Source organism: Enterobacter cloacae complex sp. SHL022 (assembly GCF_049237785.1).
In the GTDB taxonomy this organism is placed as follows: Bacteria; Pseudomonadota; Gammaproteobacteria; order Enterobacterales; family Enterobacteriaceae; genus Enterobacter; species Enterobacter hormaechei_C.
Genome location: NZ_JBMKJH010000007.1, coordinates 90,315 through 115,370 on the forward strand (window position 1 = coordinate 90,315; position 25,056 = coordinate 115,370).

Below are 25,056 nucleotides of genomic sequence, written 5' to 3' on the forward strand. Positions count from 1 at the left end.
ATCGATTCAGCTGTAGTAAAATTACGCAAATTTTTTGTCTCTTGAGCATGAGGTTGTCGCAATGTCGGTTTCTAAAAAACCTATGGTACTGGTGATTCTGGATGGCTATGGCTACCGTGAAGATCAACAGGATAACGCCATTTTCAACGCCAAAACCCCGGTTATGGATGCGCTATGGGCAAAACGTCCCCACACCCTGATTGATGCGTCTGGCCTGGAAGTGGGTCTGCCGGATCGTCAGATGGGAAACTCAGAAGTGGGTCACGTTAACCTGGGTGCGGGCCGTATCGTTTATCAGGACCTGACACGCCTGGACGTTGAAATCAAAGAACGTACATTCTTTGCCAACCCAACGCTCACCGGAGCGGTTGATAAAGCCGTTGCCGCAGGCAAGGCCGTTCACATTATGGGTCTGCTCTCTGCGGGCGGTGTTCACAGCCACGAAGATCACATCATGGCGATGGTAGAACTGGCCGCTGAGCGCGGTGCGGAAAAAATCTATCTGCACGCCTTCCTGGATGGTCGCGATACGCCACCACGCAGCGCAAAAGGTTCTCTTGAAGCGTTTGAAGACAAATTTGCCGCACTGGGCAAAGGCCGCGTGGCGTCCATCATTGGTCGTTACTATGCCATGGACCGCGACAACCGCTGGGACCGCGTTGAGCAAGCCTATGATCTGCTGACCCTGGCAAAAGGCGAGTTCCAGTTCCCGACCGCCGTTGAAGGCCTGGAAGCGGCTTACGCGCGTGATGAAAACGACGAATTTGTGAAGGCAACCGTGATCCGCGCTGAAGGCCAGGCCGATGCCGCCATGGAAGATGGCGATGCGCTGATCTTCATGAACTTCCGTGCCGATCGCGCGCGCGAAATCACCCGCGCCTTCGTCAACAGCGATTTCGACGGTTTCGCCCGTAAGAAAGTGGCGAAGATTGATTTCATCCAGTTGACCGAATATGCAGCGGATATCAAAGCCCCATGCGCGTATCCGCCCGCCTCGCTGGCAAACACCTTCGGCGAGTGGATGGCGAAAAATGACAAAACGCAGCTGCGCATCTCCGAAACTGAGAAGTATGCGCACGTGACATTCTTCTTTAACGGCGGCGTAGAAGAGCCGTTTAAAGGCGAAGACCGCATCCTGATTAACTCACCGAAAGTCGCCACTTACGATCTCCAGCCAGAAATGAGCTCTGCGGAGCTGACCGAAAAACTGGTGGCCGCGATCGAAAGCGGTAAATACGACACCATCATCTGTAACTATCCGAATGGCGATATGGTGGGCCACACCGGCGTGATGGAAGCAGCCGTTAAAGCGGTTGAAGCGCTGGACCACTGCGTTGAGCAGGTTGCGAAAGCGGTTGAATCCGTAGGCGGCCAACTGCTGATTACCGCTGACCACGGTAACGCAGAACAGATGCGTGACCCGGCAACCGGTCAGGCACATACCGCCCATACCAACCTGCCTGTTCCACTGATTTATGTGGGTAATAAATCAGTGAAAGCAGTGGAAGGCGGCAAGCTTTCCGACATCGCGCCAACCATGTTGTCGCTGATGGGTATGGAAATCCCTGAAGAGATGACTGGCAAGCCGCTGTTCATCGTGGAATAATCGCTCCCCATGAGGGGAAAGGCGATTTTTTCAATCACATGGGTCGTGAAGCCGCTTCGGTTATCAGTCAGACCTCTGCTTTGCGCCAGCGCACTCAGCGCTGGCGTATTGCTGTGCGCCGCATCCGCCCATGCGGATGACCGCGATCAGCTTAAATCCATTCAGGCCGATATCGCCGCCAAAGAGCGTGCGGTACGTCAGCAGCAACAGCAGCGCGCCACCCTGCTCGCCCAGCTTAAAAAGCAGGAAGAGGCCATTTCCGCCGCCGCGCGTAAGCTGCGTGAAACACAAAACACCCTTGCCCAGCTCAATAAGCAAATCGATGAAATGAACGCGTCGATTGCGAAACTGGAGCGTCAGCGCGATGCCCAGGAGCGGAACCTTGCTGCACAGCTTGATGCTGCTTTCCGTCAGGGTGAACACACAGGTCTTCAGCTGATCCTCAGCGGTGAAGAGAGCCAGCGAGGTCAGCGTTTACAGGCCTATTTCGGCTATCTTAACCAGGCGCGTCAGGAGACCATTGCGCAGCTGAAACAGACGCGCGAAGAAGTCACCACGCAAAAAGCCGAGCTGGAAGAGAAGCAGAGCCAGCAGCAAACGCTGCTCTACGATCAGCAGGCGCAGCAGGAGAAGCTTGAGCAGGCGCGCAATGAGCGTAAGAAGACGCTCGCCGGGCTGGAGTCCTCTATCCAGGCAGGACAAAGCCAGCTGAGCGAAATGCGCGCCAACGAATCGAGACTGCGTAACAGCATTGCCCGGGCAGAAGCCGCGGCCAAAGCGCGCGCCGAAAAAGAAGCGCGCGAAGCGCAGGCGGTGCGTAACAAGCAGCAGGAAGCCTCCCGCAAAGGCACCACCTACAAACCGACTGAAAATGAACGTTCCCTGATGTCCCGTACCGGCGGCCTCGGCTCCCCGCGTGGTCAGGCTTACTGGCCCGTTCGCGGTACGATCCTGCATCGCTATGGCGAACAGTTGCAGGGTGAGCTACGTTGGAAGGGGATCGTTATCGGTGCGTCTGAAGGTAGCGAAGTGAAAGCCATCGCCGATGGCCGCGTGATCCTGGCCGACTGGCTACAGGGTTATGGGCTCGTGGTGGTGGTTGAACACGGTAAAGGCGACATGAGTCTTTACGGCTACAACCAGAGTGCGCTGGTCAGCGTTGGCACTCAGGTGCGCGCGGGTCAACCCATTGCCCTTGTGGGCAGCAGTGGCGGTCAGGGCCGCCCGTCACTCTATTTCGAAATTCGTCGTCAGGGTCAGGCGGTCAATCCACAGCCGTGGTTGGGAAGATAAGTTTTGCTTCAATTTCGTCGAATTGTTTTTTCCGTAGTCAGCGCACTGGCGCTGGCTGCACCGGTTTATGCAGGCAAACTCGCGATTGTGATTGATGACTTCGGTTATCGACCACACTATGAAAATCAGGTGCTGGCGATGCCGTCAGCCATCTCTGTCGCCGTCCTGCCTAATGCGCCTCACGCGCATGAAATGGCGACCAAAGCTCACAATGGCGGCCATCAGGTCCTTATCCATCTGCCGATGGCCCCCCTCAGCAAGCAGCCGCTGGAAAAAGATACCCTGCGCCCGGACATGAGCAGCGACGAGATCGATCGCATCATCCGCGATGCATACAATAAAGTGCCGTATGCCGTAGGTCTGAATAACCATATGGGCAGCGCGATGACCTCCAGCCTGTACGGTATGCTGAAAGTGATGCAGGCGCTGGAGCGTTACAACCTCTATTTCCTCGACAGCATGACCATCGGCAACAGCCAGGCGATGCGTGCCGCTCAGGGAACGGGCGTGAAAGTCATCAAGCGCAAAGTATTCCTGGATGACTCCCAGAACGAAGCGGATATCCGCATGCAGTTCAACCGCGCGGTACAGCTGGCGCGCCGTAACGGTTCGGCGATTGCCATTGGGCATCCGCATCCATCTACCGTTCGCGTTTTGCAGCAAATGTTGCCGGGGTTACCCGCCGATATCACGCTAGTGCGTCCGAGCGATCTGCTCAATGAACCTCAGGTGGATACTTCTCGTCCGGGTAGCGCGCAACCACCCGCAACGCAGCCGCGTAATCCATTCCGCGGCGTGAAGAACTGCACGCTGAAACAGCCGCCTGAACCGGTCTATGCAACCCGCTTCTTCACGGTGATTGGCGAAAGCATCAGCAGCAGTACGCTGGTTAAATACGTCCAGCAACAGTGGCAGGGTTGGGGAAAAAAAGCCTGATCGGCTAACGCCTATTCTGCCAGATAAGAGTCCGACTGCTCTTTTGCAACGGACTCTTTCTTTTCCCGATTCTGATACCAGGCCTTGAAATACTTCAAAAAACTGTACGCCGTGGCATAAAACCCTGTCACCACACCCACTTTGCCCTGACGCCAGGCACCACTAAACAGATACCATTTGAAAAATGCGCCGATAGCGCTGATCGCTCCGCGACTAAGAGAGGGACGTATCGTCTGATATTGAACCAGGCGAGTGGTATATCCGTTTAATTTATTGAAAAGTTCATGCAGTGAATAAAATGTATCATGTCTGACATAGCCAGGAATACGTTCAGAATGGAGAAAACCTTCGACCTGATCGTCTACTGGCCGGTTATTAAATCGCGACTGCGTACGGTTAAAAAGACGCACCGGATAATCCGGTGATGAGACGGGATAAATCGTTCGGACATTTTCTCCCAGAACAAACCAGTGACGACATATCCGCCACGCCATATCCGATTCGGGTTCATCGCCCATTTTTAATTTTAAAATAGCATCAACGGTTTCTTGATCGAGTATTTCGTCGCTGTCCATGCACAGCACCCAGTCGTTGTGTGCATGGGATACGGCATGGTTCATCTGCTCGCCGTGCCAGCTATATTTTTTGAATATGGCCGACAATCCATAACTCTGGCAAATATATATCGTTGCGTCTGTACTTCCGGAATCAACTACAACGAATTCATCCGCTATTTTTAAAAGAGGAGGAATAACATCGTGCAACGTTCTTTCGGAGTTAAACGTTAATAAGCAGACCGTTATTTTAAACATTTTCTCACTCTCTCAATAACAACATAAATACTTTCGCTAATAGTATCTAATTGAGAAGAGGCGATTAAAGTCTTAAATCACACTTTTAAAATAAGCGCGTTTAAAACGTTTTCTTATAAAAAGACAAAGAAATACAAAAAATCTATTTTATTTCAACAAATTCTTTATAATGCGGTCAGATGAAGGGTAGCATACGGATTCAGACATGCCGCAAAAACGTAAAATCCTCCTCCTGGACACGGGCAAAGAATGGGGGGGAGGTACCAACAGTATGCTTGAGCTTCTGAAGCGAATCAACCGCGAAAAATTCGACATTACTTGTTGTTTTTACAGTGATTATAGTCGTGCTGAAGGTGAAACGATAGGCCAGGTGCTCAATAGCATTGGGATACCTCTACTCGTTATCCCTCAACGTAAGCAACCGGCATGGGCAAAACTCCTGAAAGAAGCGGGACGTGGTCTGCTGTTTTTCTCGCGTTCGGCGCGCAAAGCATTTACGCGACATATCGATACCCTGTGGCGCATTCGCCCCAACGTCAGCAAGATCGAGACCATTTTCAGGGAAGGTGGTTTCGATACGCTGTATATGAACAACCAGCCAGGCTCTAACGAAGAAGGGTATCTGGCGGGCGCAAACCTGCATGCGCGGATAATCCAGCACTGCCGGATTGAACCGGTGCTGACCCCGCCGCTGGTGAAGCTGGTGAATGCCCATGCCACAAAAATCATCGCCGTCTCGCACGGCGTTGAACGTGTGCTACTTCAGCATGGCGTCCGGCCAGCGCTGTGTACCACGGTCAACAATGCTATCGACATCCACCAGCCTTTGCCTGACCGACGCGCGATGCGCCAGCGCCTGAACATTGATGACGACACGTTTGTGTTCGGCAGCATTGGCTCGCTAATCCCTCGCAAAGCCAACCACCATACGCTGGAGGCGCTGGCACAGTTCAGCCAGAGGCACCCGCAGGCAAAATGGAAGATGGTGCTGGTCGGTGAAGGGGCGGAGCGCGGCGCACTGGCGGCACAGGCTGACGCGCTGGGTATTGCTGAGCACGTCATTTTTACCGGTTTCCAGAACACGCCTTTTGACTATCTCGCCACCTTTGACGCATTTATTCTGGCCTCGAAGAGCGAAGGCCTGCCGCGCGTCGTGCTGGAGGCAATGCTGCTGAATATTCCCGTGATTGGTTCAAAGGTGACCGGCACGGCAGAATTGATCGATCATGAGTCGACCGGCCTGCTGTTTCCCTGGAGCGACGTGTCGCAACTTGCTCAACATCTGGATAATATCTGGCAGGATCCTGCTCTGCGCGCCCGGCTCGCCGCTGCCGCACACCAGAATGTCTGCAACATGTATGCCATTGAAAGCTATGTTAACGGTGTCGAGGCCGTTCTTGGCGCGCAATAACCAAACGAGAAGAACATGTTTAAATTCCTGAATGCTCGCTACCGCCACATTACCGGGCGTCATAACATTCCTTACGCTTCCCTTCCGGTCACGCGCGATCTCGTTGCGGTTGATTCCATTGTGATCCCGTGTACGGGCGCGGATTTCGTCGAAGAGGCGTTATTATCAGCGACCTTTGCAGAGCGTTACGCCACCGACGTCAGCGAGATTGTTATCGTCAGCGATCAGCCTGAATCCGCTTTCGGCGAGCTGCCGCTAAAAACCCGCGTTGTGACCCTCACGCTTCCAAAACGTGAAGAAGACTACCGCTATAAGCAAATCTACCTCAGTCGTCTGGTGAAGCTTAATGCTCCGTTGCAGGCGCGCGGTGAAGGGGTGCTGATGATCGACTCCGATCTCAACCTGCTTAAAATGCCAGAGATCAACATGGCGGATATGCACATCTACTCCAGCTTCCGTCAGGGCAAAATGATTGCCAAGCTGGACGGTGCGCCAGCGGAGAAAGTGCCGGCATATTACAAAGAAACGGTGCGCCCGTATCTGGTCGATCACGTTAACGGCGCGTTTCTTGCGGCCACCAAAAAGACCTGGCGCCGTATCTGCCCGCTGTGGCTGACGCTGTTCCAGGATACCTGGGAGCTGATGGACGATACGCAGCCGCCGACCGATCAGCTGCCGCTCGCTGCGCTGCTGGACATGCTGGATGTAAAAACGGTTAACCTGGGCGACTGGATGAACTGGCCGGTCTCCAAGAAGATCGGCGGTCAGGAAGCCGTTGTGCCGAAAGAAGTGATTGGCGCGCACGGTGGTTTCCCGCTTTCCGAGTGGCAGAAGTATCTGGAATCGCCGGATAACAAACTGCTGTTCAAAGGTCAGGACTACACCCGCAAGGTGCGTTACCTGACGGACGAAGAGAAAAAGAATCAGTAAAAAAAGGGGCCGCTGGCCCCTTTTTCATTATTTATCCCAGCTCAGGATCACTTTCCCTGACTGGCCGGAACGCATCGCGTCAAAGCCCTGCTGGAACTCATCGATGGAGAAACGGTGAGTGATAATCGGGGACAGATCCAGACCAGACTGGATCAGCGCGGCCATCTTGTACCAGGTCTCAAACATCTCGCGGCCATAGATGCCCTTAATGAATAGCCCCTTGAAGATGACTTTGTTCCAGTCGATGGACATATCTGACGGCGGAATACCCAGCATCGCGATACGACCACCGTGGTTCATGGTGTCGAGCATGGTGCGGAACGCGGGTGGCGCGCCGGACATCTCCAGACCCACGTCAAAGCCTTCGGTCATGCCCAGCTCTTCCATCACGTCGGTCAGGCTCTCTTTCGAGACATCCACCGCGCGGGTGACGCCCATTTTGCGCGCCAGCGACAGGCGGTATTCGTTCACGTCGGTGATCACCACGTTGCGCGCACCCACATGCTTCGCCACGGCTGCCGCCATAATACCGATGGGGCCTGCGCCGGAGACCAGCACGTCTTCCCCCACCAGGTCGAAGGAGAGCGCCGTATGTACCGCGTTGCCGAACGGGTCGAAGATGGAGGCCAGATCGTCAGAGATATTGTCCGGGATTTTGAACGCGTTAAACGCCGGGATCACCAGGTATTCCGCGAAGCAGCCCGGACGGTTCACGCCCACGCCGACGGTGTTGCGGCACAGGTGGGTACGCCCACCGCGACAGTTGCGGCAGTGACCACAGGTAATGTGGCCTTCACCGGAGACGCGGTCGCCAATGTTGAAGCCTTTCACTTCCTGGCCGATGCCGACTACTTCGCCGACATATTCGTGGCCGACTACCATTGGCACGGGAATAGTTTTTTGCGACCACTGGTCCCAGTTGTAGATGTGAACGTCAGTACCGCAGATGGCGGTTTTACGAATTTTGATCAGCAGATCGTTATGACCGACTTCCGGCTCCGGTACGTCGGTCATCCAAATCCCTTCTTCCGCTTTCAGTTTGGATAACGCTTTCATCACACGTCCTCAGGCAATTACGCCCAGCTGTTTGCCGATGCGGGTAAAGGCTTCCACCGCACGTTCAATTTGTTCAGGCGAGTGCGCCGCAGACATCTGGGTGCGGATACGCGCCTGACCTTTTGGTACCACCGGGAAGAAGAACCCGGTCACGTAAATCCCTTCTTTCTGAAGCTCACGAGCAAATTGCTGCGCGACAACCGCGTCGCCCAGCATCACCGGAATGATCGCGTGGTCAGCACCGGCCAGGGTGAATCCTGCGGCACTCATTTTTTCACGGAACAGGCGGGCGTTAGCCCACAGGCGGTCGCGCAGCTCAGCGCCGGATTCCACCATCTCCAGCACTTTAATAGAGGCAGCCACAATCGCCGGCGCCAGGGAGTTGGAGAACAGGTACGGGCGGGAGCGCTGACGCAGCCACTCAACCACCTCTTTACGCGCAGCGGTATAACCGCCAGACGCGCCGCCGAGCGCTTTGCCCAGCGTACCGGTGATGATGTCCACGCGGCCCATTACGTCACAGTATTCGTGGGAGCCGCGACCGTTTTCGCCGACAAAGCCAACCGCGTGAGAGTCATCCACCATCACCAGCGCGTCGTATTTATCCGCCAGATCGCACACGCCCTTCAGGTTGGCGATCACGCCATCCATGGAGAACACGCCGTCGGTGGCGATCAGCACGTGGCGGGCACCGGCTTCACGGGCCTCTTTCAGGCGGGCTTCCAGCTCAACCATGTCGTTGTTGGCGTAGCGGAAACGCTTCGCTTTACACAGGCGAACACCGTCGATGATGGAGGCGTGGTTCAGGGCGTCGGAGATAATCGCATCTTCTGCGCCGAGCAGGGTTTCAAACAGACCGCCGTTGGCGTCGAAGCAGGATGAGTACAGAATCGCGTCTTCCATTCCGAGGAAGTTCGCCAGCTTTTGCTCAAGCTGCTTGTGGCTGTCCTGGGTACCGCAGATAAAGCGAACGGAGGCCATACCGAAACCGTGGGTGTCCATGCCGTTTTTCGCCGCGGCAATCAGCTCAGGGTGATTCGCAAGACCTAAGTAGTTGTTCGCGCAAAAGTTGATCACATGGCTGCCGTCGGCAACGGTGATGTCCGCCTGCTGGGCAGACGTGATAATACGCTCTTCTTTGAACAACCCTTCCGCACGTGCGGTCTCGAGGTCGCTGTTTAACTGTTTGTAAAAATCACCACGCATTGCAATTCTCCAGACTCGGCAAATTTTGGCACATATTACCCAAACCAATAGTTCATGACGAGATGACGCAGTATCTCTTCTCGTTTTTGCAGCATAAATCACGCGTACCCCTGCTGCATATCGGTGAATGGCTGAAGCCTGAGCATTGTGATGATATGATAAAGAGATTAGCGTTCGGGATATTCCCCGACTCATACTTCAAAGGTTACAGTTATGATCATCGTTACTGGCGGCGCGGGCTTTATCGGCAGCAATATTGTTAAGGCCCTCAATGACAAAGGCATCACCGACATTCTGGTAGTGGACAACCTGAAAGACGGCACCAAGTTCGTGAACCTGGTGGATCTGAACATCGCTGACTACATGGATAAAGAAGACTTCCTTATCCAGATTATGGCGGGTGAAGAGTTCGGCGAGATCGAAGCCATCTTCCACGAAGGTGCATGCTCCTCCACCACCGAGTGGGACGGCAAGTACATGATGGATAACAACTATCAGTACTCCAAAGAGCTCCTGCACTACTGCCTGGAGCGTGAAATTCCGTTCCTGTATGCCTCTTCCGCGGCAACCTACGGTGGGCGCACTTCAGATTTCATCGAATCCCGCGAATATGAGCAGCCGCTGAACGTCTACGGTTACTCCAAATTCCTGTTTGATGAGTACGTGCGTCAGATCCTGCCTGAAGCGAACTCGCAAATTGTCGGCTTCCGCTACTTCAACGTCTACGGGCCGCGCGAAGGCCACAAAGGCAGCATGGCGAGCGTGGCGTTCCACCTGAACACCCAGTTAAATAACGGCGAAAGCCCGAAACTGTTTGAAGGCAGCGACGGCTTCAAGCGTGACTTCGTCTACGTGGGCGACGTGGCGGCAGTGAACCTGTGGTTCCTGGAAAATGGCGTGTCCGGCATTTTCAACCTGGGCACCGGCCGCGCGGAATCCTTCCAGGCGGTGGCAGACGCGACGCTGGCGTACCATAGGAAAGGCAGCATCGAGTACATTCCGTTCCCGGATAAGCTGAAAGGCCGCTACCAGGCATTCACTCAGGCGGACCTGACTAACCTGCGCGCCGCAGGCTACGACAAGCCGTTCAAGACCGTTGCCGAAGGCGTAACGGAATATATGGCCTGGCTGAACCGCGACGCATAAGTATGAAAATTCTGGTGATCGGCCCGTCATGGGTGGGCGACATGATGATGTCGCAAAGTCTCTATCGCACGCTCAAGGCGCGTTATCCCCAGGCGATAATCGACGTGATGGCACCCGCATGGTGCCGTCCGCTGTTATCGCGTATGCCGGAAGTGAACGAGGCGATCCCGATGCCGCTCGGCCACGGGGCGCTGGAAATCGGTGAACGCCGCAAACTCGGCCACAGCCTGCGCGAGAAACGCTATGACCGCGCCTACGTGCTACCTAACTCCTTCAAATCTGCCCTTGTGCCCTTCTTTGCGGGCATCCCGCATCGTACCGGCTGGCGCGGTGAAATGCGCTACGGCCTGCTGAACGATGCTCGTGTGCTGGATAAAGAGGCCTGGCCACTGATGGTCGAGCGCTACGTGGCGCTGGCCTACGACAAAGGCGTGATGCGCAGCGCGAAAGATCTGCCGCAGCCGCTGCTGTGGCCGCAGCTCCAGGTAAGCGATGGGGAGAAATCCCACACCTGCAACGCATTTGGCATTTCGTCCGAACGCCCGATGATTGGGTTCTGCCCTGGCGCGGAGTTTGGTCCGGCAAAACGCTGGCCGCACTATCACTATGCAGAGCTGGCGAAACAGCTTATCGATGAAGGCTATCAGATTGTGCTGTTTGGCTCGGCGAAAGATCATGAGGCGGGCAATGAAATTCTCGCCACGCTCAGTACCGAGCAACAGGCCTGGTGCCGAAACCTGGCCGGGGAAACGCAGCTCGAGCAGGCGGTTATTTTGATTGCCGCCTGTAAAGCCGTGGTGACGAACGACTCCGGTTTAATGCACGTCGCCGCCGCGCTGGATCGTCCCCTGGTTGCGCTGTATGGCCCAAGCAGCCCGGACTTCACGCCGCCGCTGTCGCACAAGGCGCGCGTGATCCGTTTAATCACCGGCTACCACAAGGTGCGTAAAGGCGATGCCGCAGAAGGCTATCATCAGAGCCTGATCGACATCACGCCGCAGCGCGTCCTTGAAGAACTCAACGCATTGCTGTTGAGCGAAGAAGGATAACGGATGCGGGTATTGATCGTTAAAACCTCCTCAATGGGTGATGTTCTGCATACGCTGCCGTCGCTGACGGACGCCATGCGGGCCATTCCCGGCATCCGTTTTGACTGGGTGGTGGAAGAAGGCTTCGCGCAGATCCCCACCTGGCATGAAGCGGTTGATCGCGTGATCCCGGTGGCCATTCGCCGCTGGCGCAAAGCGTGGTTCTCCGCACCGATTAAAGCCGAACGCAAAGCCTTCCGCGAAGCGGTGCAGGCCCGGCGTTACGACGCGATCGTCGACGCCCAGGGGCTGGTGAAAAGCGCCGCGCTGGTCACGCGTCTGGCGCATGGCGTAAAGCACGGCATGGACTGGCAAACCGCCCGCGAACCGCTGGCGAGCCTGTTCTATAACCGTCGACACCATATTGCGAAACAACAGCACGCCGTGGAGCGCACCCGCGAGCTGTTCGCGAAAAGCCTGGGCTATGCAAAACCTGAAGCCCAGGGTGACTACGCTATTGCACAGCATTTTTTGCGCGAGACGGAGGAGCATGCCGCGCCGTATCTGGTGTTCCTGCATGCCACAACGCGCGACGATAAGCACTGGCCGGAAACGCACTGGCGAAGGCTGATTGAACTAATGCAACCTTGCGGTATCCATATTAAACTCCCGTGGGGCGCTGAACATGAGCGTCAGCGTGCGGAGCGTCTGGCAGCCGGTTTTTCCCATGTCGAGGTGTTACCCAAACTCACGCTGGCGCAAGTTGCCGCACAGCTGGCGGGCGCAAACGCCGTCGTTTCTGTGGATACAGGGTTAAGCCATTTAACCGCCGCACTGGATCGACCTAATATCACGATTTTCGGCCCGACCGATCCGGGGTTGATCGGGGGTTATGGTAAAAACCAGCATCAGATGGTCAGCCCTACGCAACAAACGAAGGATATTAGCGCAGATGCTATTTTTTCATTTTTACAGGGCAGCCATCGGCTTTCCAACAGGGATATTTAACCCATGAGTTATGTATTTCTGCTGATTTTACTCTTTCCGGTGAAACTCATCCGGAAGCTGTTTCGAAAGGACACGGGCAAGAACCTTGTCATTCAAACAGCCAAAATCGGTGACTTTATTAATGCGACGCCTCTTCTGGCCTGGCTGCAAAAAAGCGATGTGTTGATCAGTCGCAGCGTTGGTGCGCTGGCGAAGCATGATGAGACTATCGAGCAGATCTATTTTATTGAGCAGCATAAGCGCAACCTGTGGCGTAAACTGTGCTTCGCGTGCAGGATCATGAACCGCTACGACAACGTCTACCTGCTACAGCCCAACAGCGTGAACCTCTTTTTTGCCGCCGTCTGCAATGCCAAAAACAAACAATTTTTAAGCATTTACACGCGCAGGTGGTATCACGGGATTTTCTATCTCGCGGCCGACGGTACCGTTGAGCATGGCAAAAAAACGCTTTCGGTGACGAACTACCTGAAACTGGCCGACCGCTCGCTCACATGGCAAGACTCTCCCAAGCACGCCACAAAGCCGCTCTTCAAGCCGACGACCTGGCCGGCTATTCTTGATAAACCTGACGTTATCCGCATCGGCATCAGTATTGCGGCAGGCAATAAAGCCAAAACCGTCCCTCCGGTTATCTGGAAGCGGATTGTTGATCAACTCGCTGATTTACCCTGCGAGTTTTATGTCTTCGGCGCGCCAAACGAACAGTCGTGGATGGATGATATCACCCGCCTTTACGGTGAAATCCCTAATTTTATTAATCTTATTGGCAAAATTTCGCTAGAAGAGCTTCCCTGGGCCATTTCAAAGATGGACTGCTATATCGCGTCTGACTCGGGGAATGTCTATATCGCAGACGCCGTCGGCGTGCCGGTGGTCCTGCTGTTTGGACCGTGTTGTCATTACGAACAGCGTCCGCTTGGCAATGTGATGCTGATCGGGAATGACGACAACATTTGTTCTTATGTGTTTGAAACGCGCTATTACTTTCCGCAAGAACGGGAAGCGCTATTCTCTGTCACTGACTCCGCGTTACACGATCTTCAGCAGTTTGTCCGTACATTACCCAAAGCCCGCTCACTGGCTAGCGCTACCGACGCTCAAGGAAACTAATTTTTATGGCTTTTTTAAGCGTCATTATTGCTGCGCATAACGCTGAAGCTACGCTGCACGCCACGCTTTCAAGCCTGCTGGCAGCAATCGGTCAGGACACTGAAGTCATTATTTTCAATGACAGTTCTGAGGATGCCACGCAGGCAATAATTGAAGAGTGGTCGCCGAAATTTCCTCAGATCATCACGCGCACCGTGAACTTTCGTAACGTAGGCCGGGTACGAAACAGCGCTGTCGCGCTGGCATCGGGAGAGTATATTACGATGCTCGACAGTGACGATTGCTTAAAGCCGGGCAGCCTCAGGGACGCAATGACCTTCCTGAAAGCGCAACGTCCGGATATGTTACTGACACGTTTGCTTGAGATTCGCGATCCCCGGAAAATGACTTCAGACTGGCAGGGATTTAATCCTGTGCCATTGCCACGAAATGAAGCAGTCGCTCGTTTCTTACGCCATAAAGACTTTCAGGCACATCTCATTGGCCAGTTTATTCATCGTAGCCTGTACGAGAGTAACCCTATTCCTCCGATGTTATGTTATGAGGATTTCGCTGTCTTCCCTGGAATGCTGATGCAATCGAACAAAATAGTCTATCAACGCCAGGGGCATTATTATTACATCAAGCGTCGCGACAGTTTGTCGAGCACTCTGGACGCCAGCAAAATTTCAACGCTTGTCGAATGCACGTTACAGATGGAAAGAACATTTCCGTCAAGCTACAAGCATCTCGTCAATTGCCACTGGTTTGATATTTACAGCAACCATCGGTCCTGTCTTACAGACCAACAATTGCAGCTCGTGAAACAACGCGTAAAGGCCATGTATACATTGTCTTTTTTCCTCTCCACCGATGTTCGTTTTAGCTATAAAAAAAGGGTTATTGAGGCATTATGGAAAAAATAAAACCACGGCTCTATCAACTGACGATCGCTTTGAGCCTCATCTCTTTGATACTGGCTTTAGTCAGTTCAGGGAAGCAAAGAGAGTTTTTCTATATTGCTATTTACGTCAGTATTATTGGCCTGGCTTTCGAATATAAAAAAATCACTCTGCAACCTTTTACTATAGCGCTGCCCATTCTGCTGATTGGATTACTTAACCTCGGCTGGTATTTACTCTATGAGTATCATAACGAGGGACTCAACCTTTACAGCGACTATCTCGGTGCCAGCAAAAAATTAATTTTAGCGAGTGTCCTGATTTTCTATATTGACCGCTTTAAGTTTTATATCGATAAGGACACCTTCAGGAAATTTTTCTTCTTCGCAACGGCCTTAGGGTTTGTGCTCGCCACAGGGTATGGCTTGTGGCAGGCCTCACAAGGTATGACTCGCGTTGAGATGGCAATTAACCGTGCCACCGTTTCAGCCTATGTTTATTCTGTCCTGTCACTGGCTTTCGTATACAGTCTTTACCTTCAACAGAACGTGAAGCTGTATGTTGTTGCGGGCTTCACTATATTAATCTCTTACTTCGTCATACTGTTGACGGGGACCCGTGCTGCGATGGGTTTATATCTGCTTCTGGCAATTGTGCTCACGCTTTATCATTTCAGAAAGATTCATCTTAAATCCGCCCTCATCTTTCTATGCATTGTTGCAGGCGTTGTAATCGTTAGCTACAAGCCATTGATTTCGCCGAAAATTAAACAAACCCAACGTGAGGTTGAACGTTATCAACAAGGTTTTGACCGCACGTCATTGGGCGCACGTTTTTCGATGTGGACTGTCGGGATCGAGAATGGTCTTGCGCATCCGTTAGGGCAATCGCTGGAACAGCGTGAAGCGTGGACGCGGCAGTATATTAAAGACGGACATCCGCACCTTGGCAGTGCACTCGAATACATCAAAGTTCATCTGCATAATGAATTTATTGAGAAATACTCTTTGCAGGGGATCCCCGGCGTAGCGGTAATGCTCTTTTTCTTCGTTTCGATGATTGCGTATGCCCTACGAAACAGAAACGCGCTGCTGCTAACGTCAATGCTTCTTTTGCTTTTGTATGGACTGACGGATGTCATACTGCTCAGTTCAGAAGCCTTAATCTTCTTTATGATTTTGTTTGCGTTAAGTACACCTTTCTCACAAACAAAGCAGCAATAACAAATATGCCCGCCTGGCGGGCATAACTATTTTTTGTACTGGTAAAACTCCGCAAGCGTCATCCCCACGGTCTTATCTGATAACCAGGTAAAGAGCTGCTCCAGATCCTGATACAGTCCCTCAATCGCGGCCTGGTCTTTAAAAGTAGGGCTGCCGCCAGGCATAAATTCCGACGAATGCAGCATGAACTCTACGTAGTCATTCCCCTGAGCCAGGCACTGCTGCGCAACCTTAATCATCTCCTGCGCGTTACCGCCGGACGGGCGTAACCAGTTAACTGACGGAGAACGGTATTTACCGCGCAGACGATCGTAACCCTGCTTCAGGGAATTCAGCCATGCCGGGTGTTTATACTGGATACTCATCGGCACTTCGAGGAGAGGGCTGTTTCCCGGCCGGGAAATGTCGTCTACGTCCAAAAAATAGGCGCGATCGGGAAAATGCTGGTAATTCGTTCCGCCATTACCCTGCGGGGCACCTTTCGCGTTGCGCCAGTTCACGCGCGGCGTAACGGAACAATCTACCTGATACCCCAGCTCAATCAGCAACCGGGCGTAACGGCTGTCGAATGCCCAGCGCCCGGCGCGATGGCTGAGCATTTTTGTCTGGAAAGTCTCTTCCAGTAAGCGGGTCATGAACAGCACTTTCTCACGCATGACCTCGTCTGAAAACTCAATCAGATAAGGCTGCCAGCGCCAGTCATCACCGGTCAGATCGTGCTCCGGAGGGCTATTCCAGGCATGGAGATGCATTCCCACCTCACCCTGGCCGCGGGCTATGACCTCTTTCGCGAACTCAATGAATACCGGTTCGACGGCCATCTCGTAGTTGGTCAGCCAGACGGGCTTAAAGCCGAAGCGTTCACAAAGCGCCTGAAACCGCGCCAGGTAGCGCGCGTTTTCCGTTTTGATCACCCGGTGGTTCTGCCAGAGATTATCCCCTTCGGTATCGATCGTGATGATAAACGCTGGTTTTTTCATAATAAGTCCGCAAGACAAAATAGTTAGCGCTATGTTACGCACGCCCGAAAGCAGGAGTAAACCCTTCCAGGGAAATTCCTGACATTATGGAGAAAGAGTGCAAGTCGTTACCAGGTCTATTAGAATTGCCAATAGTACAACGCCGATAAGATGATGATGAATAACTTACCTGACACGCCTGATTTGCGCATTTTACTGATCAAACTTCGCCATCATGGCGACATGTTACTCACCACCCCCGTCATCAATTCATTACGCCAGAAATGGCCTGAAGCCCAAATCGACGTGCTTCTCTATGAAGAGACGCGAGACATGCTCGCCGCGCATCCGGCAATCGGGACGATCTATGGTATCGATCGTAAATGGAAGCAGCTGGGGACGCTGAAGCACCTGCAAAAAGAGTGGCAGTTGCTTCGTGCTTTACGCGCTCAGCATTATCATCTGGTGATCAATCTTGCCGATCAGTGGCGCAGCGCGATTGTTACCCGCTTCACCGGCGCACCGGTTCGGCTCGGGTTCGCTTTTAACAAGCGCAAGAATGCCTTCTGGCGTTTTTGTCACAGTGAACTGGTCTCGGTCGCCAGCCATCAGTCGCTGCACACCGTTGAACAAAATCTCTCCATACTGTCAGCGCTGCCGGTAATGGCCAACCCTACCGTCACCATGGCTTACAGCGCGGATGACTGGCGCCATGCTCACCAAAAGCTGACACAAAAGGGCGTGGGAGACCGCTACATCGTTATTCAACCCACGTCACGCTGGTTCTTTAAGTGCTGGGACGAAGGCAAAATGGCGCAAACTATCGCCGCGTTGCAGCAGGACGGCCACACTATCGTCCTTACGGCGGGACCGGATAAGAAAGAGCTGGCGATGATTGACCGCATTCTTGCCGCCTCCCCGCAGACGGGTGTTGTATCGCTGGCAGGGCAGTTAACCCTGCGCCAGCTGGCCTCGCTAATCGATCACGCGATCCTGTTCATTGGCGTTGACTCCGTACCCATGCACATGGCCGCCGCCCTTCAGACGCCCTGCGTGGCGCTGTTTGGCCCGTCAAAATTGACGTTCTGGTCGCCATGGCAGGTTAACGGCGAGGTCATCTGGGCAGGTAACTACGGCCCGCTTCCCAACCCTGACGCCATTGATACAAAAACGACGGAACGTTATCTCGACGCCATCCCCGTTGATGCTGTCGTCTCCGCCGCAAGGAGATACCTGCAATGAAGCTTCATCGTCTGGCCATTGTGCGCCAAAAATATCGTCCGGATGGAGGAGCAGAACGTTTTGTCTCCAGGGCACTTACCGCGCTGAGCAATCAAAATCTTGAGCTCAACGTCATCACCCGCGAGTGGCAGGGCGAAAAGCAGGACGACTGGCATATTCATATTTGCGATCCACGAAAGTGGGGCCGCATCAGCCGTGAGCGCGGCTTTGCACACGCCGCACGCGCGCTGTGGCAGCAACAGCAGTTTGATATTGTCCAGAGCCACGAACGTATTCCGGGCTGCGATATTTACCGCGCCGGGGATGGTGTACATCGACGCTGGCTGCTACAGCGTACGCGTATTCTTCCCGCCTGGCGTGCGAAGCTGCTTATGCACGATCGTTATCACCGCTACGTGATGAACGCAGAACGTGAAATGTACCAGGCTCCCGAGTTGAAAGCCGTTATCTGTAATGCGGAGATGATCAAACGCGAAATCGTCGAAGACTTTGATATTGACGCAAAAAAGATACATGTGATTTATAATTCAATAGATTCCAGCCGCTTCGTTCCGGCAGAAGAGAGACAACGCGCTGTACTGCGTCAGCAATTTGGCTTACCCGCTGATGCCGTCATTTTCTGCTTCGTGGGTTCAGGGTTTGAACGCAAGGGGCTGGCAAGCGCTATTCGGGCTATAGCAGGAACATCGGCATGGCTGGTTGTGGTCGGTCAGGATAAAGCGGAAAGCCGTTATCGCGACCTCGCCCGTTCATTAGGCTGTGAGGGGCAAATCCGTTTCCTGGGGATGCAAAAAGAGACGCTGCCATTTTATCAGCTTTCTGATGGTTTACTGCTGCCGACGCTGTATGATCCTTTCCCTAACGTCATACTTGAAGCAATGGCCTGTGGATTGCCCGTCATTACGTCAGAGAGTTGCGGTGGTTCAGAATTTATTGAGCAAGGCCAGAACGGGTTTTACTGTGATGCACTTGATATCCACACATTGAAGGAGGCCGTCATGTCCATCCCTTCACTGGAAAAAAATAATAATATGGGGCTTGCGGCGCGTGAACGCGTCAGAGAAGCAACCCCTGAAAAACTATCAAGTCAGCTTATTTCGCTTTATCAAAAATTACTGGATTAATAATGCGCATCCTAATGATTATTGATGGTTTACCCGGTGGAGGAGCCGAAAAAACGGTACTCACCCTCTCCAGCGGACTGACAGAACTGGGGCATCAGGTCACCCTTTTCTCCTTACGGAAGGTGTGCGACTACGCCATTCCGGAAGGCATCGATTTTCAGATTGTGCAGGATACCTGTAAAAAACCCTGGCGGAAGCTGACCGAGATCCCGCGTCGCGCCCGTTTGCTGGATCGCGCCATCGAGAAGGCAGAACGCAGCGGTAAATTTGACGTCGTGTTCTCGCATCTGCATAAAACCGACCGTATCGTGGCGCACAGCCGCGTGCTGGATCGGGATAAGGTCTGGTTCTGCGTTCACGGGATGTTCTCCTTCTCCTATTTGCGCCATCGCAGCGGGCTTTCTCGCTGGTTTAAGCATTATAAAATTCGGCATACCTATGAAAACCGCAACGTGGTGGCGGTTTCCGGCGCCGTGCTGCACGACCTCTCTGAAGTACTCGCGATCCCCCTGCGGCGCAAAGCGGTTATCCATAACCCCTTTGATATCCCTGAAATTCAGCGTCTGGCGGAAGCGCCCTTTGAGATGCAGGGGCAGGATTACATTATCCACGTTGGCCGTTTTCATGAACACAAACGTCACGACCGGCTGCTGCGGGCGTTTGCGCTGAGCAAGATCGACGCATCGCTGGTGTTGATGGGCAAAGGTTCTGACGCGAAAATAAACCAGCTCAAACAGCTTGCCGCTAAGCTGGGTATTGAAAACAAGATCGTCTTCCGCCCGTTCGAAACCAACCCCTACCCGTGGATCAAAGGGGCACGCCTTTTAGTGTTAAGTTCCGACTGCGAAGGTTTTGGTAATGTACTGGTAGAGTCCATTATCTGTCAGACCCCACCGGTGAGTACAAACTGCCCTGGCGGTCCTGCTGAGATCCTTACTGGCCCCCTGGCGCGAGGTCTGACAGCGTTAACCGACGAATCACTGGCGAAAACACTGGCAGAATTGTATGCCTCTCCGCCAGTTGTTGATCGCGAAACGATCGCATCGTTCGGTATTAACGCCATTTGCCAGCAATACATTGCTTTGGTCGACAACCAAAAATAATCAGGTTTCATATGCAAAATTCAGCGCCTTTATTAAGCGTGGTGGTTGCCGTTTATAACGGTGAAGCTTTTCTCGATCAGTTCTTTACCTGCCTTGTAAATCAACACATCGACAGTATGGAAGTCATCATCGTGAATGACGGCTCCACTGACCGCTCGATGCAGATTGTCGAAAAATGGCGCGAAAAGCTGCCACAGATGCAGGTTATTGAACAACCTAATCAGGGCGTGTCCATCGCGCGTAATACCGGCCTGGCGGTTGCGACCGGGCAGTATCTCTCTTTCCCGGATATTGATGATGTCTTCAAACCCGGCATGTACCAGCGTCTGCTGGATATGGCCGTCACGCAGAACCTGGATGTCGCCACCTGCAATGGCAACTACGTCTGGGAAAATAACAAAAAACCGTCTCGCCCTATCTTCCCTGAAGATAAGCTCGCCTCAACGGGCGTCATGAATGGTGCGGCATGGTTAAAAAAGGCGCTGGATTCACGTAAGTTCCTGCATGTGACCTGGCTGAATATCTATCGTCACGATTTTATTCGTCAGCACGGCTTCCGTTTCGAGCCTGGCCTGCGCCATCAGGATATTCCGTGGACGACTGAGGTGCTGCTTGCCGCGGAACGCGTTCAGTACACCAGCGAACGCTTTTACGACTACTACATTCACTCCGCCTCGGTATCGCACACCCCGGATAATGACGACACGCTGATTCGCTCTGCGCGCCATTACATGAAGATACTGAAGATGCTTGATGCCATTAACCAGCGCTACCCGGATAAAGTGAAAAATATCCCGGCCTGCCACTGGCAAATCGCCAAAGAGGGTCTGGGAATTATTCATACCTTCGACAACATGAAGGATGAGGCGAAGAAAGCAATGATAATCAAAGAGTTCTTCGACACCGGGATCTGGAAGCTCATCTGGAAAAGTGCCAAAAGCCCGCGTTTGCGCTGGCGCCTGGGCCGACGCTACTTCCGTTTAAAACGGTATCTGGCATAAGAGATAGCTTTAGCACGCTTAAATGCTTAGAATTTCCCGGCCGAAACTAAAAAACGGATAATCGCTTGGAATTGTTGTATACCGCCCTGCTCTACATCATTCAGCCACTGGTGTGGCTGCGACTGTTGCTTCGTAGCCGTAAAGCGCCTGCGTACCGTAAACGCTGGGCCGAACGCTATGGCTACTGCCGCAATAAAGTGGCGCCGGACGGTATTCTGCTGCATTCCGTGTCAGTCGGGGAAACGCTGGCCGCCATTCCACTGGTGCGTGCCCTGCGCCACCGTTATCCGTCACTGCCCATCACCGTCACCACGATGACGCCAACCGGCTCAGAGCGCGTGATGTCTGCCTTCGGTAAAGACGTGCATCACGTCTACCTGCCGTACGATCTCCCCTGCGCCATGAACCGTTTCCTGAATACCGTGCGCCCTAAACTGGTGATCGTCATGGAAACCGAACTGTGGCCGAATATGATTTCCGCCCTGCATGCCCGTAAAATTCCTTTGGTTATCGCCAACGCGCGTCTGTCGGAACGCTCGGCTAAAGGGTACGGCAAGCTGGGTAAATTTATGCGTCGCCTGCTCAGCAAAATCACGCTGATCGCCGCGCAGAACGAAGAAGATGCCGCGCGCTTTATCGCCCTAGGCCTGAAGCGCAACCAGCTTGCGGTCACGGGTAGCCTGAAGTTCGATATTTCCGTCACCCCTGAACTCGCCGCCCGTGCGGTAACGCTGCGTCGTCAGTGGGCGCCGCGTCGCCAGGTCTGGATTGCCACCAGCACCCATGACGGCGAAGAAGCCATTATCCTTCAGGCTCACCGCCAGCTGCTGGAAAAATTCCCTGATTTACTGCTGATTCTGGTTCCTCGCCATCCGGAGCGTTTTAAAGATGCCCGCGAGATGGTGCAAAAAGGCGGTTTCAGCTTTACCCTGCGCAGCAGCGGCGAAATCCCCTCTGGCAGCACGCAGGTGGTGATTGGCGATACGATGGGCGAACTGATGCTGCTGTACGGCATTGCAGACCTCGCCTTTGTTGGAGGTAGCCTGGTGGAGCGCGGTGGTCATAACCCGCTGGAGCCGGCAGCCCACGCCATTCCCGTGCTGATGGGTCCACACACGTTTAACTTCAAAGATATCTGCGCGAAATTGCAGCAAGCCGATGGCTTAATCACCGTGACCGATGCGGACTCGGTGGTCAAAGAGGTCTCAACCCTTCTGACTGACGAAGATTACCGCCTGTGGTACGGTCGTCACGCCGTTGAAGTCCTGCATCAGAACCAGGGCGCACTGACCCGTCTGCTGCAACTTCTGCAACCTTATCTGCCGCAGCGGAGCCACTAATGTCAACGCGTCTGTCGGTCGTGATGATCGCCAAAAACGCCGCCGACCTGCTTCCGGATTGCCTGGCCTCTGTTGCCTGGGCTGACGAAATCGTCATTCTCGACTCCGGAAGTACGGACAATACGGCGGACGTTGCCCGTGCAGCCGGGGCAAAAGTCTTTACCGACACCGACTGGCAGGGCTACGGTATTCAGCGTCAGCGTGCGCAGGGTTACGCCACGGGCGATTACGTGTTGATGATCGATACCGATGAGCGCGTCACCCCGGAACTCCGACAGGCCATTCAAACGGTGCTTGCCGCGCCACAGCCTGGCGCGGTCTACAGTATCGCGCGTCGTAACTATTTCCTGGGCCGCTTTATGCGCCACAGCGGCTGGTACCCCGACCGCGTGATGCGCCTCTATGCCCGCGAGCGTTATCAGTACAACGATAACCTGGTCCATGAGTCTCTGGCCTGCGATAACGCTCAGGTCATCCCCCTGACGGGCGATCTGCTTCATCTGACCTGCCGCGATTTCGCCAGCTTCCAGCGTAAACAGCTGAACTATGCCACCGCCTGGGCACAGGAGCGGCATGCGCGCGGCAAGAAGGCCACGCTGACCGGCATCTTCACCCACACGCTGGGCGCGTTTCTGAAAACGCTGCTGCTGCGTGGCGGCGTGCTGGACGGCAAACAGGGCTGGTTACTGGCCGTAGTGAATGCCCAGTATACTTTTAACAAATACACCGAGCTGTGGGCGCTGAACCGCGGCTACTCAGAGAAAACGTGAGCCATGAGCACAAAAGCGATTTATCCGGGTACCTTCGATCCGATCACTAACGGTCATCTTGATATCATCACCCGAGCGGCGTGTATGTTCGACAAGGTGATTCTGGCCATTGCCGCCAGCCCGAGCAAAAAGCCGATGTTCGACCTGAACGAACGCGTGCAGCTTGCCACCGATGCGATTTCGCATCTGTCGAATGTTGAGGTCGTCGGATTCAGCGACTTGATGGCAAACTTTGCCCGTGACCGGCAGGCCAATATCCTGATCCGCGGTCTTCGCGCGGTAGCAGACTTCGAATATGAGATGCAGCTGGCACACATGAACCGCCATCTGATGCCGGAGCTGGAGAGCGTATTCCTGATGCCCTCCAAAGAGTGGTCCTTCATCTCTTCTTCGCTGGTGAAAGAGGTGGCGCGCCATCACGGGGACGTTACCCACTTCCTGCCGGTTAACGTCCACCAGGCGTTGATGGAAAAGCTAAAGTAACCCTACTTCTGGCACTGACGGCAGTAAAACGTGGCGCGCTGAGCGTGCTTCGTGGCAATAATCGGCGTCCCGCAGGCTCTGCACGGCTCACCCTTACGGCCATAAACCTGCAACTCCTGCGCAAAATAACCCGGCTTCCCGTCGCTTTGCAGGAAATCCTTCAGCGTCGTCCCGCCCTGCTCAATTGAGCGCAGCAGTACCGCTTTAATAACTCTGACCAGCAGCTCGCACTCCTGCGCCGACAGCGAGGAGGCCAGCCGATCGGGATGGATCCCGGCGGCAAACAACGATTCGCTGGCGTAGATATTCCCCACGCCCACCACCAGCTTGTTATCCATCAGCCAGGGTTTAATCGGGGTTTTCTTTTTCGCGCACTTCTCTTTAAGATAATCTGCGTTAAACGCCTCTGAGAGCGGCTCAGGTCCGAGATGCGCCAGCACGTTGTGTCCTTCCAGCTCTTTGGTCCACAGCCATGCGCCAAAGCGACGCGGGTCGGTGTAACGCAGCACTTTGCCGTTACTCATCACCAGATCAACGTGGTCGTGCTTTTCCGCAGGCAACTCTTCGGTAAGAATACGCAGGCTTCCCGACATGCCCAGATGGATAATGATCCAGCCGTCAGGCAGCTCCAGCAGCAGGTATTTCGCGCGGCGCTGCACGCTCAGGACGGGTTTGTCACTTAACGCGTGGATCTCATCGGACACCGGCCAGCGCAGACGCCCGTTGCGAACGACAGCATGAAGAATAGTCGCGCCAACCAGATGGGGCTCAATGCCGCGGCGGCTGGTCTCTACCTCAGGTAATTCAGGCATGGTTCCTCCGTTGAGATGCAGAATGCAAAAAACCCCGCAGTTGCGGGGTTTTTCAATACAAGGAGACTAAAATTATTTGATTTTAGCTTCTTTGTACAGTACGTGCTGGCGTACAACTGGATCGAATTTTTTCAGTTCCAGTTTTTCCGGCTTAGTACGTTTGTTCTTCGTGGTGGTGTAGAAGTGACCTGTACCAGCAGAAGAAACCAGCTTGATTTTCTCGCGAATACCTTTAGCCATGATTTATTTCCTCTTTAAGTACTTAGTACTTTTCGCCACGGGCACGCAGTTCGGACAGAACTGTATCGATGCCTTTCTTATCGATTACACGCATACCTTTAGCAGATACGCGCAGGGTGACAAAACGCTTCTCGCTCTCAACCCAGAAACGGTGAGAGTGCAGGTTCGGCAGGAAACGGCGTTTAGTCGCGTTCAGTGCGTGGGAACGGTTGTTACCGGTCACCGGACGCTTGCCAGTAACTTGGCAGACTCGGGACATGTCTATTCTCCAAAAATCAAATTAGCTCGAGCTTCGTATGGGGTATCGGCGCCTCGTCAGGCTTTACAGCCCGG

At 53.8% G+C, this 25,056-nt stretch carries 25 protein-coding genes; 18 read left to right on the top strand and 7 right to left on the bottom strand.

The window, feature by feature from the left end:
• Positions 1–61: 61 nt before the first annotated feature.
• Genes gpmM through ACOTZD_RS15445 form a run of 3 tightly spaced genes read left to right on the top strand, consistent with a single transcriptional unit; the run spans position 62 to position 3,835 of the window.
• On the top strand, positions 62–1,606 hold the full coding sequence (gpmM, locus tag ACOTZD_RS15435) for a 2,3-bisphosphoglycerate-independent phosphoglycerate mutase (protein WP_023323979.1): 1,545 nt from the start codon (positions 62–64) through the stop codon (positions 1,604–1,606).
• A gap of 33 nt (positions 1,607–1,639) precedes the next feature.
• Positions 1,640–2,899: a murein hydrolase activator EnvC gene (gene envC / locus ACOTZD_RS15440; protein WP_026094345.1), complete on the top strand. Its 1,260-nt coding sequence runs from the start codon at positions 1,640–1,642 to the stop codon at positions 2,897–2,899.
• A gap of 3 nt (positions 2,900–2,902) precedes the next feature.
• A complete protein-coding gene (locus ACOTZD_RS15445) occupies positions 2,903–3,835 on the top strand; it encodes a divergent polysaccharide deacetylase family protein (protein ID WP_045346012.1) in 933 nt (310 codons plus the stop codon).
• A gap of 11 nt (positions 3,836–3,846) precedes the next feature.
• Here the strand turns inward: ACOTZD_RS15445 and ACOTZD_RS15450 are convergent, their stop codons facing one another.
• Positions 3,847–4,647: a glycosyltransferase family 2 protein gene (locus ACOTZD_RS15450; RefSeq protein WP_045894622.1), complete on the bottom strand. Its 801-nt coding sequence runs from the start codon at positions 4,645–4,647 to the stop codon at positions 3,847–3,849.
• A 205-nt stretch (positions 4,648–4,852) separates the two neighbouring features.
• Between ACOTZD_RS15450 and ACOTZD_RS15455 the strand changes: the two genes are divergently transcribed.
• Positions 4,853–6,058, top strand: a complete 1,206-nt coding sequence (locus ACOTZD_RS15455; RefSeq protein ID WP_045350346.1) for a glycosyltransferase — start codon at positions 4,853–4,855, stop codon at positions 6,056–6,058.
• Between the two features lie 15 nt (positions 6,059–6,073).
• Positions 6,074–6,988 carry a hypothetical protein gene (locus ACOTZD_RS15460; protein ID WP_045350347.1) on the top strand — a complete coding sequence of 305 codons (915 nt, stop codon included), beginning with the start codon at positions 6,074–6,076 and terminating at the stop codon, positions 6,986–6,988.
• Positions 6,989–7,015: 27 nt separating this feature from the next.
• On the opposite strand, the gene tdh is transcribed toward ACOTZD_RS15460, so the two are convergent.
• Together tdh and kbl are read right to left on the bottom strand one after the other, a co-directional pair.
• Complete coding sequence (gene tdh / locus ACOTZD_RS15465; protein ID WP_017383610.1) at positions 7,016–8,044, bottom strand: L-threonine 3-dehydrogenase; 1,029 nt, start codon at positions 8,042–8,044, stop codon at positions 7,016–7,018.
• Positions 8,045–8,053: 9 nt separating this feature from the next.
• A complete protein-coding gene (kbl, locus tag ACOTZD_RS15470) occupies positions 8,054–9,250 on the bottom strand; it encodes a glycine C-acetyltransferase (RefSeq protein ID WP_022650154.1) in 1,197 nt (398 codons plus the stop codon).
• Between the two features lie 213 nt (positions 9,251–9,463).
• Here kbl and rfaD point away from each other — a divergent pair, with 213 nt between their 5' ends.
• Genes rfaD through ACOTZD_RS15500 form a run of 6 tightly spaced genes read left to right on the top strand, consistent with a single transcriptional unit; the run spans position 9,464 to position 15,649 of the window.
• A complete protein-coding gene (gene rfaD / locus ACOTZD_RS15475; protein WP_045332960.1) occupies positions 9,464–10,396 on the top strand; it encodes an ADP-glyceromanno-heptose 6-epimerase in 933 nt (310 codons plus the stop codon).
• Between the two features lie 2 nt (positions 10,397–10,398).
• Positions 10,399–11,445, top strand: coding sequence for an ADP-heptose--LPS heptosyltransferase RfaF (gene rfaF / locus ACOTZD_RS15480; protein ID WP_003860863.1), 1,047 nt, complete (start codon positions 10,399–10,401; stop codon positions 11,443–11,445).
• A gap of 3 nt (positions 11,446–11,448) precedes the next feature.
• Positions 11,449–12,432: a lipopolysaccharide heptosyltransferase RfaC gene (rfaC, locus tag ACOTZD_RS15485; protein WP_032608202.1), complete on the top strand. Its 984-nt coding sequence runs from the start codon at positions 11,449–11,451 to the stop codon at positions 12,430–12,432.
• Between the two features lie 3 nt (positions 12,433–12,435).
• On the top strand, positions 12,436–13,545 hold the full coding sequence (locus ACOTZD_RS15490) for a glycosyltransferase family 9 protein (RefSeq protein ID WP_022650153.1): 1,110 nt from the start codon (positions 12,436–12,438) through the stop codon (positions 13,543–13,545).
• A gap of 5 nt (positions 13,546–13,550) precedes the next feature.
• The gene (locus ACOTZD_RS15495) at positions 13,551–14,450 is read left to right on the top strand and encodes a glycosyltransferase family 2 protein (RefSeq protein WP_174402210.1); all 900 of its coding nucleotides are present in this window, start codon (positions 13,551–13,553) and stop codon (positions 14,448–14,450) included.
• Positions 14,438–15,649 (top strand): O-antigen ligase family protein, encoded by a 1,212-nt coding sequence (locus ACOTZD_RS15500; RefSeq protein WP_100154367.1) that lies wholly within the window; start codon positions 14,438–14,440, stop codon positions 15,647–15,649. The genes ACOTZD_RS15495 and ACOTZD_RS15500 overlap by 13 nt, the downstream gene beginning before the upstream one ends.
• 26 nt (positions 15,650–15,675) lie before the next feature.
• Here the strand turns inward: ACOTZD_RS15500 and ACOTZD_RS15505 are convergent, their stop codons facing one another.
• A complete protein-coding gene (locus ACOTZD_RS15505) occupies positions 15,676–16,629 on the bottom strand; it encodes a polysaccharide deacetylase family protein (RefSeq protein ID WP_022650150.1) in 954 nt (317 codons plus the stop codon).
• Positions 16,630–16,779: 150 nt separating this feature from the next.
• Here ACOTZD_RS15505 and rfaQ point away from each other — a divergent pair, with 150 nt between their 5' ends.
• The 7 genes from rfaQ to coaD all read left to right on the top strand — a co-directional run bounded on the left by rfaQ (position 16,780) and on the right by coaD (position 23,671).
• Positions 16,780–17,850, top strand: coding sequence for a putative lipopolysaccharide heptosyltransferase III (gene rfaQ, locus ACOTZD_RS15510; protein WP_003860870.1), 1,071 nt, complete (start codon positions 16,780–16,782; stop codon positions 17,848–17,850).
• Positions 17,847–18,974: a glycosyltransferase family 4 protein gene (locus ACOTZD_RS15515; protein ID WP_023315168.1), complete on the top strand. Its 1,128-nt coding sequence runs from the start codon at positions 17,847–17,849 to the stop codon at positions 18,972–18,974. The genes rfaQ and ACOTZD_RS15515 overlap by 4 nt, the downstream gene beginning before the upstream one ends.
• A gap of 2 nt (positions 18,975–18,976) precedes the next feature.
• The gene (locus ACOTZD_RS15520) at positions 18,977–20,077 is read left to right on the top strand and encodes a glycosyltransferase (RefSeq protein ID WP_022650148.1); all 1,101 of its coding nucleotides are present in this window, start codon (positions 18,977–18,979) and stop codon (positions 20,075–20,077) included.
• A gap of 11 nt (positions 20,078–20,088) precedes the next feature.
• Entirely contained in the window at positions 20,089–21,078 is a 990-nt protein-coding gene (locus ACOTZD_RS15525) for a glycosyltransferase (protein ID WP_045335972.1), read from the top strand.
• A 65-nt stretch (positions 21,079–21,143) separates the two neighbouring features.
• Positions 21,144–22,418, top strand: a complete 1,275-nt coding sequence (gene waaA / locus ACOTZD_RS15530) for a lipid IV(A) 3-deoxy-D-manno-octulosonic acid transferase (RefSeq protein WP_003860874.1) — start codon at positions 21,144–21,146, stop codon at positions 22,416–22,418.
• The gene (locus ACOTZD_RS15535) at positions 22,418–23,188 is read left to right on the top strand and encodes a glycosyltransferase family 2 protein (protein WP_003860875.1); all 771 of its coding nucleotides are present in this window, start codon (positions 22,418–22,420) and stop codon (positions 23,186–23,188) included. The genes waaA and ACOTZD_RS15535 overlap by 1 nt, the downstream gene beginning before the upstream one ends.
• 3 nt (positions 23,189–23,191) lie before the next feature.
• A complete protein-coding gene (gene coaD, locus ACOTZD_RS15540; protein ID WP_015570040.1) occupies positions 23,192–23,671 on the top strand; it encodes a pantetheine-phosphate adenylyltransferase in 480 nt (159 codons plus the stop codon).
• 2 nt (positions 23,672–23,673) lie between these two features.
• Here coaD and mutM read toward each other — a convergent pair whose 3' ends face one another.
• The 3 genes from mutM to rpmB all read right to left on the bottom strand — a co-directional run bounded on the left by mutM (position 23,674) and on the right by rpmB (position 24,982).
• A complete protein-coding gene (gene mutM, locus ACOTZD_RS15545; RefSeq protein WP_003860879.1) occupies positions 23,674–24,483 on the bottom strand; it encodes a bifunctional DNA-formamidopyrimidine glycosylase/DNA-(apurinic or apyrimidinic site) lyase in 810 nt (269 codons plus the stop codon).
• Between the two features lie 72 nt (positions 24,484–24,555).
• Entirely contained in the window at positions 24,556–24,723 is a 168-nt protein-coding gene (gene rpmG / locus ACOTZD_RS15550; RefSeq protein ID WP_003024094.1) for a 50S ribosomal protein L33, read from the bottom strand.
• A gap of 22 nt (positions 24,724–24,745) precedes the next feature.
• The gene (gene rpmB, locus ACOTZD_RS15555; RefSeq protein WP_002436699.1) at positions 24,746–24,982 is read right to left on the bottom strand and encodes a 50S ribosomal protein L28; all 237 of its coding nucleotides are present in this window, start codon (positions 24,980–24,982) and stop codon (positions 24,746–24,748) included.
• Positions 24,983–25,056 lie beyond the last annotated feature (74 nt).